The organism is Sorangium sp. So ce124, from assembly GCF_051525235.1.
Classification (GTDB): domain Bacteria; phylum Myxococcota_A; class Polyangia; order Polyangiales; family Polyangiaceae; genus Sorangium; species Sorangium atrum.
This window is the reverse complement of record NZ_CP150312.1, coordinates 7,078,383-7,095,228: the sequence shown is the minus strand read 5'-3', so window position 1 is coordinate 7,095,228 and position 16,846 is coordinate 7,078,383. Positions and strand designations below refer to the sequence as shown.

Here is a 16,846-nt window from a genome sequence, read left to right as displayed (position 1 = left end):
TCGCCCGGCTCAGGGTCGTCAGGAGGGGAGCGGAGGCCGCGCAGGAGAGTCCCGGACCCGCGCGGCCTGCGCTTTTCGCTACGTCGTGAGCGATAGCCCGCGCACATACTCGGCGAGCGCCCGCTCGGCGCTGGCCACCGCCTCGCGCGCGCCCGGGAGCTTCGCCGACACGGCCGCGATCCGGTCTTCCTGCTCGCCCAGCGTCTTGAGGTAGCGCTCGTGGAGCGCGTTCCCCGCGGGCACGGCCTTGAGGTTGTTGCGCACGCGCTCCTGCTCCACGCGCAGCGCCGCGAGCTCGGACTCGAGGACCGAGAGCGCCCGCTGCCTCTCGGCGACCGCGGCCCTGAGCTCCGCGAGCCGCGCGAGCGCCGCGCGCAGCGCCTCGGGGATCTCGCGCGACGACAGGTAGACCTCGATCTGCTCGCTCGAGAGGCTCGTGAGCGCGACCGCGTGCGAGATGGGCTGCTCCAGCGACACGGCCACGCGCGCCGTCTCGCCCGCGGCGACCTCGCGCCGGATCCGGTAGCGGTCGCTGGTCGTCTCGACGCCTTCCCTGGGCTCGGCGAGGTCCCAGCCGGCGATGCGCGGGTGCTCGATGAGCACGACGCGCGGCTCGCGCGCCGCGCCCACGATCGTGTAGACCGTCACCTTGCGGGCGGTCCTGACGATCTCGAGCACGCCGCCCTGGATCTTGGCGCGCGAGAACACCTCCTCGCCGCGCTCCTCGCGGTCGATCCGCACCTTCCGGTCCACGGCGAAGCTCACGAGCCGCGATTCGCCCGGCGGCAGCGGCGCGAGGCGCGCGTCGCCGACATAGGTGACGACCCCCCGGCTCGAGCGCTCGTAGACCGTCATCGCTCCGGCCGGGAGCGTCGTGTCTTCGTCGTTCCTCAGGCGGACCGAGGCGAGCGGGCTGCGCGCGCTCGCCTCCGGCTGATAGAGCCACAGCCGCTCTGCGGGGATATCGCGCTGGACGATCGGGAGGAGCGCCGTCTGCCCGCTTGCGATCGTGAGCGGCGCCGGGAAGCGGAACACGACCTGCGTCGCCGCCTCCTCGGCCTCCGGCTCCACCTTCGCGATGGGCGCGGCGGTCCCCACGGCGGGCGCGGGGGCCCCATCGGCGCCGCCGGCGCGGTAACCCATGCGCGGCGCAGCCCTGGCCGCGAGCTCGGCGGCGCCCCTGTCGAGCAGCGGCAGCACCCGCTCGGCGACGTCGACCGGCACCTCCGGGCGAGCCACGTAGTAGATCTCGTAGAGCGCCTGGCGGAACGTCACCGGGTCGCCCGACACCAGGGTGAAGTCCACGTTCTGCCAGTCGCCGCCGCTCTGGTTCTCGACGACGGCCCACCCGGTCAGCGCCGCTGTCTTCGTCTGCGCGTCCTCGGGCACCGTGAGCCGATACGTGGTCTTCCAGAGCGGCACCTCGATGACGTAGGCCACCCGGACCACCCGCTCGCCCTCGCCGGACGTCCGCACGACGAGCTCGCGGCGGTTGCGCTCCCGCCCGCTCGAGAGCCCGACCAGCGCCGCGCCGACCTGCTGGCGCAGCCGCTCCTCGACGAGCTCCACGCTCTCGAGCTCCTCCAGGACGACCTGCTTCAGCGCGCCCTCCGACATCAGCGCGAGCCGGTGCCGCTCCTCCGATCCGCCGTGCGGCAGCGCCGCCTGCGCCGTGGTGACCGCGAGGATCCGCCCGGCGACGGCGCCTTGCAGGCCCCGCGTCCGCACCTCGGCGCCGCGCAGGGCGTTCAGCAGGGCGGGCGCGGACTCGAGCGCGCCCTCGTCGAACGGGAGCTCGCGGAACAGGTCGCGCAGCGGCTCTCTCCCGGGAAGCGTGATATTCCGCGTCACCCCGTGAAGGTCGTAGACGACGATGCTCTTCAATACGTCGTCGACCTGATCGAGCCGCACCTCGAGCCGGAGCTCGGCGTCGCCGCGCACCCGCGCCTCGTACTCGAAATATCCGACTCCGCCCGTCGAGAGCACCACCCGGCGGAGCAGCAGCGTGTCCGACACGGCCCCGGATCGGGCCGGATCCATCGCGGCGGCCCTCAGCGTCGCCGTGGTCCTCAATCCATGGTTCATCGTCGCCTCCCCCTGCGGAGGCGTGCTGTGGCCCCGCCCCGGGGGTGTCCATAACGCCCCTCCGGAGGGCGTCAACGACGGTGGCTGGCCGGGAGATCGGGCGCGGCGCCGCGCGTCAGCCGCGCCCCGAGGCCTCGAGCTGCTTCACGACCGCGAGCGCCTCGTCGACGTGGCGGGTCGCGCGGAGCTGGGAGGAGAAGGCATGTCGAACGATGCCGTCGCGATCGATGACGAACGTCACGCGGCCCGGGAGGAGGCCAAAGAGCGACTTGACGCCGTAGCGCGCGGCGGTCTCTCCGCCAGGGTCGCTGAGCAGCGTCATGGGCAGGCGGTATTTGTCGGCGAATTGCTTGTGAGACCCCGCCGAGTCGGCGCTCACGCCGATGACCTCGGCGCCGGCCTCCGCGAACGCATCGTAATGGTCGCGGAACGCGCACGACTCCGCGGTGCACCCCGGGGTGTCGTCCTTGGGATAGAAGAAGAGGACAACGGTCTTCTTGCCACGGAAGTCGGAGAGCTTCACCGACTCCTGCTTCTGCGATTGCAGGCTGAAATCAGGGGCGGTCTCACCGACGGACAGGGTGGATTTACCGAGCATGGTGTGTCCTCTACCCGATGCGCCGCGCCGCGTCCAAGGCGCCCGGCGGAGCGCGGCGGCTCTCCGTCGGACGGGGGCGCGGCGAGCCGGGCTCTCGGCGGGTTCCTTCGCGATTTCCTGCCGTGGCGGCGCCCGCGCGCCGGACCAGGGAGAACTTGAGTAAGCGGTTATGAAGGCGCGCCGCGCGCGTCGGACGCCGGCCGCGGGCCGGCGATCGGGTTACGATGAGCGCCCCATGGCCACCACGTTCGCTGCGTTGATCTTTCGACCCGCCGAGATCCCGGACCGCGCGCTGTCCCAGGGCTTTGCCGTGGCGCTCGGTGGCTGGGGCGTCGCCTCGCCGCGCCTGTTCATCGCGCCGCTCCCCGGCGTGCCCGGGTACTCGGCGGCATTTTACTCGAGCGGCGAGGCGGCCGGCGGCGGGGACGACGAGCTCGACCACCTCTCCGAGCTCTTCGAGGACGAGCTCTCTCCTCCCGTCGCCGTGCTCGACGCGGCCGCCGAGCTCGGCCACCCCGGCGCGACGCTCTTTGCGCTCGTGTTCTCGGAGGACGTCGTCCACGACGACGGCTGGCGCTTCGAGGCGAGCGGGTTCGTCCGCCATTTCGTGAGGGAAGGGGAGGAGGGCCTCGAGGCGGGCGTGGAGGCGCCCGACCGGAGCGATGTCGTCGAGCTCGACGTCGACCTGCCCGAGGGCGCGACGGCGGCCGAAGAGCGCGATGCCACCGACCGGGCGATCCGGCCGCACCGCGGCTCGACGTTCCTTGCGGCCGAGCTGGGCGCCCCGGTGCTGGGCGCGCTCATGGGGGCCCTGTTCGCGCCCGAGCGCCGCGTCGCCGTGCGCCTCGTCGAGCCGGGGCCGGGGTCGATCGCCGACGAGGTGGCGCGGCTCAACCGGGTGCTCCGGCGCGACAGCGGCCGCGGCGCGCCCGCGTCGTCGCCGCCCGTCCGCGGCGTCGCCCCGCCGGCGACGTATGCGGCGTTCGTGCGCGCGTACGACTGGGCCGATCCGGCGGATCCAGAGGACCTCTACCGGGAGCTCGCGATCGGCGCCATCGAGGGCACGCTGCGCTTCCTGCGCGAGGACGAGCTCCTCGGCCACGAGCGCGAGCCGGGCTGGGAGGCGGCGGCGGCGCGGCAGCTCTACCCGATCGCGCGGCTCTCGGGCTCGGCGCTCGGCGGCGGCGCGGCGGCGCCCCACCGCGCGATCGTCGCGCTGGGGGCCGACGGCGAGCAGCTCTGGGTCGTCCGCGGCGGCACGAGCGCGGCGCCGGCCGGACCGACGTTCGGCGAGCTCCTGCGCTACCTGTCGCTCGGCTGGTCGCGCCGGAGCGACGCGGAGGAGGACCTCATCGGGGCCCTGATGCTGCGCGCGCGGCTCAGGTCGCTGGGAGGCTGAGCCCGAGCGCCGCTCGCCCTGCTGGCGCGATCAGCAAAAGATATCGTACGCCTCGCGTTCGGCGGCGTGCCGGATCGCGTAGAGGCCGTTGTCGTCCAGGACCAGATGGAGCAGGCCGACGTCTCGCTCGCTGCGGGCGAACACGCTCACGAGGATCCCGCCCTGCCGGACGCCGGCTTCGTAGCGTTCCGCCCAGTGCCTCGGGACGCCCGCGGTCATGAGGATCTCGCGCAGGCCGCCCGTGATCCCGGCGCCGACCGCGCTGGCCACGACCGCGGCCAGCGGGCCGGCGACAACGAACCCGAGGTCGGGGACCACGACGCTCATCGCGACCGCCGCGCCGAACGTCTGTGACGACGGCGCTCCGTCCGGGCTCCGGAAGCACCTGTGGCGTGTCGCGTCGGTCATCAGCAGGCTGACCTCCTGTCGGGTGTAGCCGCAGTCGATGATGCGTTCCGCCGCGGCTTCCGCCTCGTCGTGCGTCTGCACCAGGCCAATTACCAGCTTCTCCATGAAAGAGACCTCCTTCGCGTCGAGCGCGTCCTCGCTCAGGGCCCCGGCGACGGATACCGCACGCTCTGTGCCAATCCGAAATTCTCGCGCCTCGGTGCGTTTGCGCCGATTTCTGTGCCCCTTCCGCTGGAGGAGTGAGGCGGGATGTCGCAGTGCGCCCCCCGGGCCTCACCTTCCGATGTCGACCTCGCCCGTGCCAGCGCGGTTGATTCCATATTTTGCAGTCGATCGGCGCGAGCGCCCCATTTCGGGGGCTCCGTCTGACCAGGTCGTCCGAAGGCCGTGTCCACGGGCGCCCGGGGCGGCCGGAGCAGGACGGGGCCGGAGGCCGCGTCAGAAGCCGATCGTGTCCTCGACCTGCGCGGGCGGCTTCGTCCCCGTCGTGCGGCCCGTCGACGCCTCCCGCGGCGTGGCGCGGCCGCGCCCCTCCGAGGTGCCGCGCGGCGCCGCCGTCGCGCCCGGCCTCCCCGCTGCGCCGGTCCGGACAGCGCCTGCCGGCTGCGCGGTCGCCGCCGTGGCCGCCGGCTGCGCCGTCTCGGCCGCGGGCGTCGCGCTCGCGGGCTCTGCCGGCACCGGCGCGGCGGCGCTCGCTGGCGCCGGCACCACCGGCTGCGCCGGGACGGGCGCGGCCTGTCGGGCCGGAGCCTCCGACGAGGGGGTCACCTCGGCCGTGGGCGACCGTCTCGTTGCCAGGAAGACGACCGCCGCCACGAGCGCTCCGAACGCGAGCGCGGCCGCCAGGATGGCCGGCGCCCACCTCCGGGCCCCGTCCGTCCCCGAGGTCGCCATGCCGGCGAGCGTCCGCCCCGGCGCGCCGTCCGTCGAGAGCCGCGCGCCCGGCGCCGACGACGGCGGCGTGCCGGTCGTCGAGAGCCGCGCGCCCGGCGCCGGCGGCAGCGGCGTCGGCTCCCCGAACAGCACCGGCTGCGACGCGCTGCCGTGGTGGGAGCGCTCCCCCGCGGACGAGGGCTCGGTCGTGAACGCCGTGCGCCCGATCCCGAGGACCGCGCGCTCCAGCGCCTCCGCCATCTGCCGCGCCGACGCGAAGCGCGCCGCGGGATCGTGCGCCAGCGCCTTCTTCATCCAGGCGTCGATCGCCGGAGAGAGCTCCGGCCTCACCTCGCTCGGCGGCGTGAAGATCCCGGTGTGCAGCACCACCGAAAGCGCGCCCAGCGTCTCGCCCCGGAACGGGACCTGCTCGGTGAGCGCGTGGTAGGCGACCACCGCGAGCCCCCAGAGATCCGCGCGGAAGTCGACGTGCTTCGCGCTGAGCAGCTGCTCGGGGCTCATGTAGAGCGGCGTGCCCAGCACGCTCCCGGTCGACGTCATGCCGAGCTCGCCGTGGACCCGCTTGGCCACCCCGAAGTCGAGCACCTTCACGAACAGCTCGCCCTCGACGTCGAGCAGGAAGATGTTGTCCGGCTTGATGTCGCGGTGGACGATCCCGACCTGGTGCGCCCGGCCGAGCGCCTTGGCCGTCTGCGACACGATCGTCGTGACCTCGACGGGCGGCAGCGCGCCAAGCCGCTGCATGCGGCTCTTGAGGTCCTCACCCTCGAGCAGCTCCATCACGATGAACGGCACCCCGTCCGTCGTGACGCCGTGGTCGAAGACCTGCGCGACGTGCGGGCTCTTGATCTGCGCGGCCGCCATCGCCTCCCGCCGGAAGCGCTCCACGAAGCCGGTCTGGTCCGCGTAGGCCGGCGCCATGAACTTCACCGCCACCTGCGTCCCGAGCGCGAGGTGATCGGCCACCCACACGCTCCCCATCGCCCCCTTCCCGAGCTCGCGCGCCAGCCTGAGCGTGCTCGTCACCTGCTGTCCGGGGTTCATCGGGGGGTCCCTCTTCGAATCGGCCGGGCCGACGACCCTGGGGAGGCGTCCTGTGCGGGCGGCGCGGCGCTCTGGGTGTTGGCGCGTGTTGGCGCGTGTTGGCGCGTGTCGGAGCGTGTCGGCGCGCACAGCGTACAACAAACACCCCGGACCGTCACCACCGAGCGCTCGCGCCGCGCACCTGACGGGAGGTCTCGGATAAGCTGGCACCATGCGCGAGGGCACGCTGGTCGCAGGCCGGTTCGAGGTGCACCGCCTTGCCGGCGCCGGCGGGATGGGCACGGTCTACCGGGCGATCGACCAGCTGACCGGGCGCCCCGTCGCGCTCAAGGTCGCGCCCCCGGAGCTCGCCGCCCGCTTCCGGCGCGAGGCGCGCATGCTCGAGGCCGTGCAGCACCCGCTCATCGTGCAGCACATCGCGCACGGCACGGGCGACGACGGCGCCCTGTGGCTCGCGATGGAGTGGCTCGAGGGCGTCACGCTCGACGCGCGCCTGGAGGAGGGGGCGCTCCCCGTGGCCGACGCGCTGCTCGTCGCGCACCAGATCGCGGAGGCGCTCGCCGCGATCCACGCCATCGGGATCACGCACCGCGATCTCAAGCCGAGCAACGTGCTCCTGCGCGAAGGCAGGGTCGACGGCGTCGTCCTGCTCGACTTCGGCGTCGCCCGGGCGGCGGCGTCGACCTCGCTCGTCACGGAGGCCAGCTCGCTCGTCGGGTCGCTCGGCTACGTGGCGCCCGAGCAGGCCCGCGGCGACGCCGAGGTCGACGCGCGCGCCGACGTCTTCGGGCTCGGCGTCGTGCTCTTCGAGTGTCTCGCCGGCCAGCGCCCCTTCGCGGCCGACGACCCGCTCGCCGAGGTGTGCCGCATCCTCCTCGAGGAGGCGCCGCGCCTCGTCGAGCGGCGCCCGGACGTGCCGCCCTTCCTCGACGAGCTCGTCGCGCGCCTCCTGGCGAAGGACCCGGCGGCGCGCCCCGCGGACGGCCGCGCGGCGGCCGCCGCCCTCGCGGAGGCGCGCGCCCTGCTCGCGCGCGCGTCCAGCGTGGGCGCGGACGGCGCGCCGGCGTCGGTCACCGACGACGAGCGGCGGCTCGTCAGCGTCGTCCTCGTCGATCTGGGCGCCGCGGACCCGGAGCCGGCGAGCGATCGCGGCGTCGAGCGGATCGTCGCGGACCTCGCCGAGGCGTTCGGCGGCGAGCGCGTGCGGCTCCCGGGCGGCACGCGCATGGTGCTCCTGTCCTCGCAGACCGACGAGGTGTTCTCCGGCCGCGGCGGCGCCGGCACGATGGCCGCCTTCGACCTCGCGGCGCGCGCCGCGCAGTGCGCGCTCGCGCTGAAGGCGCGCCTGCCCGGGCGCCCTGTCGCGCTCGCCACGGGCCGCGCGCAGGTGGGCGAGCGCCTGCCCGCGGGCGACGTGATCGACCGCGCGGTCGCCCGCCTCCGTGAGGCCGAGGGCGACGTGCGCATCGACGAGGTCACGGCCGGGCTCGCGGCGCCGCGCTTCGAGGTGACCGGCGACGGCCCCTCGTTCCTGCTGAAGGGCGAGCGCGACGGCACCGAGCCCGAGCGCACGCTCTTCGGCCGCGTCACCTCGTTCGTCGGGCGCGACCGCGAGCTCGCGACGCTGCGCGGCCTCTTCGAGCAGAGCGCCGACGAGCCCGTGGCGCGCGCCGCGCTGGTCCTCGGCGAGGCGGGCATCGGCAAGACGCGCCTGCGCTGCGAGCTCGTCCGCGCCGTGCGCGAGCGCGACGCGCGCGCGTCGGTATACGTGGCGCGGGGCGACCCCCTCGGCGCGGGCGCGCCGTTCGGCATGCTGGGCGAGATCGTCCTCGCGGCCGCCGGCTGCCTGCCCGGCGAGGCGCTCGAGGCGCGCCGCGTCAAGATCCGCGAGCACGTCGCGCGGGCCCTGCCCGCGCCAGCCGACGACGCCCCGCGCGTCGCCTGGTACCTCGGCGAGATCGCGGGCACGCCGTTCGACGACCCCGACGTGGAGCTGCGCGCCGCCCGCGGGGACGCTGTCGCCGTGAGCGAGCAGGCCCGCCGCGCCGTGCTCGAATGGCTCGCGGCGCGCTGCGGCGAGGGGCCGGTCGTGGTGGTGCTCGAGGACATGCACTGGAGCGATCACGCCTCGGTCTCGCTGCTGGACGAGGCGCTCCAGGTGCTCTCGGATCGCCCGCTCCTCGTGCTCGGCTTCGCGCGCCACAGCGTGATGGAGACGTTCCCCGGCCTCTGGGGCTCGCGCGGGGTGCAGCACATCAAGCTCGGCGCGCTCAGCCAGCGGGCGGCCGAGCGGCTCGTCCGCAGCGTGTTCGGCGAGGAGCTCGCGCTGCCCGAGGTGGCGCGGCTCGTCGAGCACGCGGACGGCCATCCCTTCTTCCTCGAGGAGCTCATGCGCGCGCGCGCCGAGGGCCGGAGCGACATGCCGCCCACGGTCGTGGCCCTGATGCACGCGCGCATCGAGGCGCTGCCGGCCGAGGCGCGGCGCACGCTGCGGGCGGCGAGCCTGTTCGGCGGCAGCTTCTGGCCCGAGGGCGTGCGGCAGCTGCTCGGCGCCGGCACCTCGGCCGAGTCGCTCGACCGCTGGCTCAAGAGCCTGCTCTCGGAGGAGCTCGTCGCCCGGCGCGGCGTGTCGCGCTACCCGGGGCACGACGAGCTCACGTTCCGCCACGCATTGGTGCGCGACGCCGCCTACGGGATGCTCACGGACGGCGATCGCGCCGCCGGCCACCGGGCTGCGGCGCGCTGGCTGCGCTCGGTGGGCGAGACCGACGAGCGGGTGCTGGCCGAGCACGCCGAGCGGGGCGGCGACGCCCCCACGGACGGCGAGGGCCTCGTCGCCCGCGGCCCCGCGCAGGACCGCGCGCGCGAAGGCAGCGGAGGCGGAGGCGGAGCCGGACAAGGGCGCCCCCCGGAGCGCAAATCAGAGCGTGAACGGAACGAAGCGCAAGGGGGCCAAGGTTGATGAAGTTACATTGACGTGATAACCCGCCGCCCAGAGCAGTGAGCATGGATTCGTCTGATCTGGGCACCGTCGGTCCCTACGAGCTGCTGTTGCAGCTGGCCAAGGGCGGCATGGCCGAGGTCTTCATCGCGCGTCGCGCCTGCGCTGCAGGCCGAGGGGACGCGGGCGGCGCGGCGGGTGCGGGCTGCGCGGGTCTGGAGCGCGAGTCGCTCGTGGCGGTGAAGCGGATCCGGGCCGATCTGCGGTACGAGTCGAGCTATTCGTGCATGCTCTTCGACGAGGCGGGCATCGCGTCGCGCGTCGCGAGCCCCCATTTCGTGCCCGTCCTCGATTACGGTCTCGACGACGGGGCGCCGTACATCGTCATGGAGCTCGTCGTGGGGGTCACCCTCAAGCACCTCACCCGGGCTCCCGAGGCGCTCGGGGTCGGCGACGCGATCGAGCTCATCGCGCAGGCCGCCGAGGGGCTCCACGCGGCGCACGAGGCGCGCGACAGCTCGGGGGAGCTGCTCCAGGTGATCCACCGGGACATCTCGCCATCCAACGTCCTTGTCGGGGTCGACGGCCGGGCGTCCATCTGCGATCTCGGGCTCGCGTATGCCCTGCGCCGCACGACGCGGACGAAGACCGGGATGGTGAAGGGGAAGCTGAGCTATTTCTCGCCGGAGCAGGCGAATGCGCGGCCGCTGGATCGGCGCTCGGACGTGTTCTCGCTCGGGGTCGTGGCGTGGGAGGTGCTGGCGGGCAGGCGGCTGTTCGCCGGCAGCAACATGGTCTCGACCCTCCACGCCGTCCTGGAGCGCGAGGTGCCGCCGCTCTCGAGCGAGCGCGAGGGCGTGAGCCAGGCCGTCACGGCCGCCGTCGCGCGGGCGATCGAGCGCGATCGCGACGCGCGCTGGCCCACGGCGGCCGATTTCGCGCGGGCGCTCCGGGCCGCGGCCGAGGAGGAGGGGCACGCGCCGTCGCGCGACGCCATCGGCGCGCGGGTCGCCGAGGTGCTCCCGGTGCCGCTGAAGCCGCTCGCGCCGTCCTACGCCCCGGGCGGGCCGCGGGTCACGAAGGAGATCATCGCCGCCTTGCAGTCGATGCGCGCGGCGGCGTCCGTGGGCGAGGGGGAATCGGGCGGGCTCCTGGAACAGCGGCGGCCCTCGCGCGGCTGAGCGCGCCGCTGCGGTTCCGGCGTCCGCGGGGAAGCCCGGAGCGTCGGTATGCGCTCAACACCATAATCTCGTTCAGCTGCACGACCGTGGTTCCGCGCCTGCTCGTGTTGACGCGGCGCTCCGGAGGAGCTCCGCCGGCCTTGTCCTCCCTCGGGTCGACGGACGCGCGCAAGACGGTCGATAGGCGTTGACATCCGGTATGTGAGCGTTCACATTGCAGAGGAATCCTTTCGCTTTGCTCCGGGTGGGTCGCCATGCGCATTGCGAGCTTCGTGGTCGGGTATCGGGTCGATCCTGGTGCCAATTGCGTTCGGTCGTTGCGCAGATGACTGTCGCACGATGGCGATCGGCGTTTCGCCAGGAGTGGACCACCGGAGAACGCGACAGACCGCGGTTGTTCCACGATTGTCGTGAAAAATCATGGATGCTGCTCACCGGTAGCATAGGTGCGCAGGGGGTGGTCCGCGTGAGCGTAGCTACCTCGATGATCGTGCCACCGCAGGCCACAACCATCTTGTCATCGTCGTCGCTGATGCCTGCGTTGTGAGTCGTTTCCTTACCATCCCGACAGGATGGCCAGCCGCGCCCCGCCATGGAGTGGTTGATGGATTTTTCGGCAGGTAGCAGAAATATCTTCAGGCCGAACTGGCCACGAGCTGTCGCGACACGGGCGAGGGTGAACACCAGATCCCGCCTGCGCTCCACTTTAGCGTGCCCACAGCGGGCGAGGAGAGAGAACCATGGTTAGGCCCTCAGATCATGAGAAGGCGCGTCCTCTCCTGGGCTCTCGGTCAGCTGTCTCGATCGCGTTGATCGTGGCCAGCGGCTGCACGGGAGACCTGGGCGGGTTTCGCTCCGAGGATTCCACACCGACACAGAACGACCCGCCGTCCACCTCGACGGGCACGGGCACGGGCCCGACGGACCCGGCCGCTTGCGAGGACGGCGCGGTGTACCCCGGGCGAGCGCCGCTGCGGCGGTTGACGCGCTTCGAGTACAACAAGACCGTCCGCGACCTCCTGGGCGACACGACCGACCCGGCCTATTCACTGCCGAGCGAGGAGGTCGGGAACGGCTTTGGAAATGACGCGGACGTGCTGTCGGTCTCGAGCCTGCTCGCCGAGCAGCTGGGCACCGTCGCGGAGGGCATCGCCAAGCGCGCGACCGGCACCCCGGAGGCGCTCGCGAAGCTCCACCCTTGCGCGAGCAACGTGAGGGCGGAGGACGAGGAGGCGTGCGCGCGCTCGATCATCGAGCGACTCGCGCCGCTCGCTTACCGGAGGCCGCTCGCCGACGGCGAGGCGAACGAGCTCCTCGCGCTGTACACCGCCGGCCGGACGGACGCCACGTTCGACGCCGGCGTCGCGACGGTGATCGAGGGGCTGCTCCAATCGCCGGATTTCCTCTACCGCATCGAGTTCGGCACGCCCGACCCGCAGCGCCCCGAGCTCCGCCGGCCCACGGGCGACGAGATGGCGACGCGCCTATCGTACCTGCTCTGGGGCACGATGCCCGACGAGGATCTGCGCATCGCGGCGCAAGCGGGTGAGCTCTCGACCAAGGAAGGCGTGCGCCGTCATGCCGAGCGCATGCTCGAGGATCCTCGGTCCCGGGTCACCGTCCGGTACTTCTTCGACAACCTGCTCCCCATCAGCAGCCTCGCGGATCTCGAGCGAAACGCGGAGACGTTCCCGACGTTCTCGCGGACGATCGGCTCGCTCCTGCACGAAGAGACGCAGCGATTCCTCGCGCACGAGATCTTCGAGGAGAACGGCACCTGGGCGTCCATCTTGACGGCCCCGTACACGTTCATGAATGGACCTCTCGCGGCGTTCTACGGCGTCTCCGGCGTGACGGGCGACGAGTTCCAGCAGGTGCAGCTCGACACGACCCAGCGCCTCGGGCTCCTCACCCAGGCCGGGATGATGGCCGGGACGACGCACTCGAACAACACGAACCCCGTGGTTCGCGGCGGCTTCGTGCTCGACAAGCTGATGTGCCAGAAGATCCCGCTCCCCACCGGCGACATCCTGGCGAGGGTGAAGCCGCCGGAGCCGTACACCGGCAAGACGGCGCGGGAGCGCTTCAGCCAGCACAGCAAGGACCCGGTCTGCGCTACCTGCCACCAGTACCTGGATCCGGTCGGGTTCGCGCTCGAGAACTACGACGCGGTCGGGCTGTACCGCACGACGGAGAACGACGTCCCGATCGACGCGAGCGGCGGAGTCCCGGGCACGGACATCAAGGTGAACGGGCCGATCGAGCTGGTGCAGGGGCTCGCCCAGACCGATGCGGTGCAGAACTGCTTCGCGACGCACTGGGCCGAGTACGGCTATGGTCTCACGCTCCGCGCCGGGGACGCTTGCACCAAGAAGGCTGTCACGGACGCCTTCAAGGCGTCCGGATACAATGTGAAGCAGCTCCTGATCGAGCTCACGCAGACGGACGCTTTCCACTACATGGCTGCTCAGGAGGAGTGAGGGTTATGTCGAACTTTCGTATGAGCCGACGTGCCGTGCTGCGCGGCGCTGGCGCCATCGCCATCGCGCTCCCCTGGCTGGAGATCATGGGCACCGAACGCACGGCGAGCGCGGCACCCGCCCCCGCCAAGCGTTTCCTCTCCGTCTACACGCCGGGCGGGACGGTGATGAACCGCTGGCGGCCGACCGGCACCGAGACGAACTTCACCTTGGGGCCCATCCTGTCGCCGCTCGCGCCGGTGCAGGACAAGCTGCTCGTCGTCGACGGCCTCGACATGAAGAGCGCGGTCGGTGAGCAGCACCAGGCCGGGATCATCGCCTGGCTCTCGGGCACGACCCAGGCACCGAACGGCGGCTACGGGGGCGGACCGTCCATCGATCAGGTGATCGCCTCCCGGATCTCCGCCGGTCAAAAGGCGAAGGCGAGCATCGAGATCGCGGTGCGCTGGGCGACGGGAAAGTCCCACGGCCTTCTGTCACCCATGAACGCCGCGAATTTCGAGAGCACCGCGCCGTTCAGGCCGATCGCGCCGCGCCTCGATCCGACGGAGATCTTCACCGACCTCTTCGGCACGCTGGATCCCAGCGCCGGCAACGACGCCGCCCGCCGGCTCGCGCGAAAGAAGTCGATCCTCGACTTCCTCGACGGGCGCTACTCCGCCCTGTCCTCGCGGCTCGGCGCCGCCGACGCGCAGAAGATCGACCAGCACCTGACGAAGATCCGCGAGATCGAGAAGAGCCTCGACACCGCGGCGCCGGTCGAGACGAGCGCGTGCAAGGCGCCGACGAAGGTCGACACGTCCGACTACAACCCGCGCACGGGGCTCAGCGCGGACAACGACGGCAAGGTCAAGGACACCTCGACCGACGCTGCGATCCCGAAGGTCGGCAAGCTGATGATGGACATGCTGGTGATGTCGCTCGCCTGCGACATCACCGCGGTCGGCACGCTGCAGTGGAGCGACACCGAGGCGAAGCACACCTTCCCCTGGCTCAACCTGAGCGAGCACCACCATTTCTACCAGCACGACGGCGGCTTCAGGGCGGCCGAGTGCGAGCTCATCTGCAACTGGTATTCGAAGCAGCACCTCTATCTCCTTCAGGAGATGGCGAAGATCGACATGGGTGGACACTCGCTGCTCGACGAGAGCGTCGTCTTCTTCGGGTCCGAGCTCTCGGATCCGCCGAGCCACAACAAATCGAACATGCCGTTCTTGCTGGCCGGCGGCGGCGGAGGCCTGCGCACTGGACGCTGGGTCCGGTACCCCAACCTCTCGCACAACAACCTGCTCGTCTCGATCTTGAACCTGTTCGGCGACAACCGGAACACGTTCGGCGACCCGAAATTCTGCACTGGGCCGCTCACGAACCTGACGTAGCCTTCGCAAGGACAGAGCGCCGGCCGGCGCAAGTTCAACGACGCTGGCCGGCGCGAGTTCAACGACGCCGGCCGGCGCGAGTTCAACGACGCCGGCCGGCGGTCCTCGACGTACAGGCTGGCGCCGTCACGCGACGCGGCGCGAGCAGGATGGTCGCACCGGGAAGGCGCGACCGCGACGTCACCTCACCGCAGCAGATCGCCGATCGCCCCGTACCAGACGTTCGCCATGCGAACGTAGCCGGACTCGTTCGGGTGTATCCTGTCCGGGAGCTCCGCTGTCGGAAACCCGGTGTGCATGTCCACCAGCCTCCGTACCACGCACACCGAAGTGGAGGGCCGCGGGGATGCGAGCTCCGCTGGCGCCGTCGAAGTGATCGATCGACAGCCTCCGAAGAGACACGAGACCTCTCGCCCAGCGCGCTACGGCGCGAGCGGCGCCCCTGCGACCTCGCCGTCGCTCGCGTCTGCGACGATCAGGCGAATGGAATCGGCGCAGGGAGCGAGCCCGATCCCAGGGACGAAGAGCCAGCGCATGACGGCCTCGTCAGGGGAAGGCGAAAGGAGACCCCGAGACGGACTGTGAGCGCTCACATTGTGGGTGTCAACGAGAATGGGCCCGCGCGCGGCCTCTCATGGGCGAGCTCGTCCCCGGATCGCGCGCTCCAGTCGGCGCGCAGGGGAGGGGCCTCGGTCTCTTTGCCGTGCAGGCCAGGGCGCGCTTCACCGGGCAGCGCGCGGGCGGCGCGCTTCACCGGGCAGCGCGCGGGCGGCGCGCTTCACCGGGCAGCGCGCGGGCGCTCCGTGGGCCGCAGCGCGTACGCGATGCCGCTCTGCAAGGTGCCCATCGTGACGATGCCGGTGAGGTCCGCGCCGAGCTCGATCAGGGCGCGCGCCACCTCGGGGCGGATGCCCGTGAGCACCACGCGTGCGCCGAGCATCTGGGCGGCGCGCGCGGTCCGCGTCAGCGCATCAGCGACGAGCGTGTCGACAGCGCGCACGCCGGTGATGTCGAGGATCGCGGTGTGGGCGCGCTGGCCGCTGATCCCGGTGAGCAGCGTTTCCATGATCTGCCCCGCGCGCGCGCTGTCCACCGTCCCGACGAGCGGCATGACCAGGACGCCGTCGGCGAGCGGGATGAGCGGTGTCGACAGCTCCCGGAGCGCCTCCTGCTGCGCGGCGATGATCTGCTCCTGCAGCGCGGCCCGCTCCGCCTCCGCGCGCCTCAGGTCGGTGTCCTCTCTCACGACGCCGCCGACGCCTACCAGCTCGCCGCGCTCGTTGCGCACCGGGAACTTGACCGTGAAGAAATAGAAATTCTGGCTGCCGTAGTCCAGGACCTCCTGGTACCGCATGGCCTGGCCGCTCGCGAACACCTCCCGTTCCTTCTCCACGATCCGGTCGGCGACGCCGGGCGGCGTGGCGCCGAACTCATGCTCGTCCTTGCCGAGGAACTCGATGACGTGCCGCCCGAGGGCCCGCGCATAATGGCGGTTGAGGAACACGTAGCGCCCCTCCGCGTCCTTGATGAACATGACGTTCGGCGAGTTGTCCACGAGCTGCAGGAGCATCTGATAGCGCTCGTGCATCAGGCGCTCTCTCTGCCGCGGATCGTCGCCTTCATCCACGATGGCCGCGATCTCCCGGACGTCGCCTCGCTCGTCGCGCAGCACGGCGTAGGTCCACCGGCAGGTGATCGCGTCTCCCTCTCTCGTCCTGCCCGCGCTCGTCGTCGTCGCGAAGAGGCTCTCGCCAGGATCGTGGTTGAACGCCTGCACCTCCTCGGGCGACACCGGATCTGCGGCCACGAGCTCGGAGAGCCGGCGGCCAACGGCCTCGCCCTCGCTCCAGCCGAAGAGGCACCTGGCGGCGTCGTTCCAGCGCGTCACGGTGCCATCCACGCGCCAGTGGATCAGCGCCGGCACCTGCGTGGCGCCCAGCGGGAACGGCGCGTCGAGGTACGCCGCCGCCGCGCTGACCAACCCTCTCTCGCGCGCGAGCTCGCCGCGCCGACTGGCCAGCTCATTCTCGAGCTCCTCGACGCGCGCGCGCAGCGCCGCGCACTCGGCCTTGTAGTCAATCTCGTCATCGCCGCGCGCGGACACCCCGCCCGGCGCGGGGATCCCGCCAAGCTGGCAGGGCCCGCCCGCCGGGCTCCCTGCTTCCGAGTCGTGGTCCCCTCCGGACGCCCCGTTCGCGTCCGCGTGTCCGAACGGTCCGGATGTCCGCTCGCCCCTGTCCCGACCCATGCTCGCTCCTCCCCGCGCTGATCCGCAAGCGCGCCGCCCGTCGTGCCGTAGTGTAACGGTTCCGCACGTCGATCTCGCCAGAAAGTCGACAAGGCCCTCCGCGACGCGCGCCTGCCGTCCCCCGCGGTGGCGATGGCCAGTGACGAGCGCTGCACCACCTCGCTGGGCCTATCGTCGAGCCGCCGGATC

The 16,846-nt window shown here is 72.1% G+C and carries 10 protein-coding genes; 5 read left to right on the top strand and 5 right to left on the bottom strand.

What is annotated here, in order from left to right; all coding sequences use genetic code 11:
* Positions 1-78: 78 nt before the first annotated feature.
* A complete protein-coding gene (locus WMF19_RS26455) occupies positions 79-2,085 on the bottom strand; it encodes a DUF4139 domain-containing protein (protein WP_437892904.1) in 2,007 nt (668 codons plus the stop codon).
* A 115-nt stretch (positions 2,086-2,200) separates the two neighbouring features.
* Entirely contained in the window at positions 2,201-2,683 is a 483-nt protein-coding gene (locus WMF19_RS26450; protein WP_437892903.1) for a peroxiredoxin, read from the bottom strand.
* 235 nt (positions 2,684-2,918) lie between these two features.
* On the opposite strand from WMF19_RS26450, the gene WMF19_RS26445 reads away from it, so the two are divergent.
* Entirely contained in the window at positions 2,919-4,082 is a 1,164-nt protein-coding gene (locus tag WMF19_RS26445; RefSeq protein ID WP_437892902.1) for a hypothetical protein, read from the top strand.
* A 30-nt stretch (positions 4,083-4,112) separates the two neighbouring features.
* Here WMF19_RS26445 and WMF19_RS26440 read toward each other — a convergent pair whose 3' ends face one another.
* On the bottom strand, positions 4,113-4,595 hold the full coding sequence (locus WMF19_RS26440; RefSeq protein WP_272093527.1) for a hypothetical protein: 483 nt from the start codon (positions 4,593-4,595) through the stop codon (positions 4,113-4,115).
* A 333-nt stretch (positions 4,596-4,928) separates the two neighbouring features.
* Positions 4,929-6,428 carry a serine/threonine-protein kinase gene (locus tag WMF19_RS26435; protein WP_437892901.1) on the bottom strand — a complete coding sequence of 500 codons (1,500 nt, stop codon included), beginning with the start codon at positions 6,426-6,428 and terminating at the stop codon, positions 4,929-4,931.
* Positions 6,429-6,639: 211 nt separating this feature from the next.
* On the opposite strand from WMF19_RS26435, the gene WMF19_RS26430 reads away from it, so the two are divergent.
* The 4 genes from WMF19_RS26430 to WMF19_RS26415 all read left to right on the top strand — a co-directional run bounded on the left by WMF19_RS26430 (position 6,640) and on the right by WMF19_RS26415 (position 14,409).
* Positions 6,640-9,390 (top strand): protein kinase domain-containing protein, encoded by a 2,751-nt coding sequence (locus WMF19_RS26430; protein ID WP_437892900.1) that lies wholly within the window; start codon positions 6,640-6,642, stop codon positions 9,388-9,390.
* Positions 9,391-9,434: 44 nt separating this feature from the next.
* Positions 9,435-10,550, top strand: coding sequence for a serine/threonine-protein kinase (locus WMF19_RS26425; protein ID WP_437892899.1), 1,116 nt, complete (start codon positions 9,435-9,437; stop codon positions 10,548-10,550).
* 740 nt (positions 10,551-11,290) lie between these two features.
* The gene (locus tag WMF19_RS26420; RefSeq protein WP_437892898.1) at positions 11,291-13,030 is read left to right on the top strand and encodes a DUF1592 domain-containing protein; all 1,740 of its coding nucleotides are present in this window, start codon (positions 11,291-11,293) and stop codon (positions 13,028-13,030) included.
* 35 nt (positions 13,031-13,065) lie between these two features.
* Positions 13,066-14,409, top strand: a complete 1,344-nt coding sequence (locus WMF19_RS26415; RefSeq protein WP_437901679.1) for a DUF1552 domain-containing protein — start codon at positions 13,066-13,068, stop codon at positions 14,407-14,409.
* 778 nt (positions 14,410-15,187) lie between these two features.
* Here WMF19_RS26415 and WMF19_RS26410 read toward each other — a convergent pair.
* Positions 15,188-16,657 (bottom strand): PAS domain-containing protein, encoded by a 1,470-nt coding sequence (locus WMF19_RS26410; RefSeq protein ID WP_437892897.1) that lies wholly within the window; start codon positions 16,655-16,657, stop codon positions 15,188-15,190.
* Positions 16,658-16,846 lie beyond the last annotated feature (189 nt).

Bases quoted from the DNA above. Each gene is read 5' to 3' on its own strand.
- WMF19_RS26445 (WP_437892902.1), top strand. From the start codon at position 2,919: ATGGCCACCACGTTCGCTGCGTTGATCTTTCGACCCGCCGAGATCCCG.
- WMF19_RS26450 (WP_437892903.1), bottom strand. From the start codon at position 2,683: ATGCTCGGTAAATCCACCCTGTCCGTCGGTGAGACCGCCCCTGATTTC.
- WMF19_RS26410 (WP_437892897.1), bottom strand. From the start codon at position 16,657: ATGGGTCGGGACAGGGGCGAGCGGACATCCGGACCGTTCGGACACGCG.
- WMF19_RS26425 (WP_437892899.1), top strand. From the start codon at position 9,435: ATGGATTCGTCTGATCTGGGCACCGTCGGTCCCTACGAGCTGCTGTTG.
- WMF19_RS26435 (WP_437892901.1), bottom strand. From the start codon at position 6,428: ATGAACCCCGGACAGCAGGTGACGAGCACGCTCAGGCTGGCGCGCGAG.
- WMF19_RS26420 (WP_437892898.1), top strand. From the start codon at position 11,291: ATGGTTAGGCCCTCAGATCATGAGAAGGCGCGTCCTCTCCTGGGCTCT.
- WMF19_RS26455 (WP_437892904.1), bottom strand. From the start codon at position 2,085: ATGAACCATGGATTGAGGACCACGGCGACGCTGAGGGCCGCCGCGATG.
- WMF19_RS26430 (WP_437892900.1), top strand. From the start codon at position 6,640: ATGCGCGAGGGCACGCTGGTCGCAGGCCGGTTCGAGGTGCACCGCCTT.
- WMF19_RS26440 (WP_272093527.1), bottom strand. From the start codon at position 4,595: ATGGAGAAGCTGGTAATTGGCCTGGTGCAGACGCACGACGAGGCGGAA.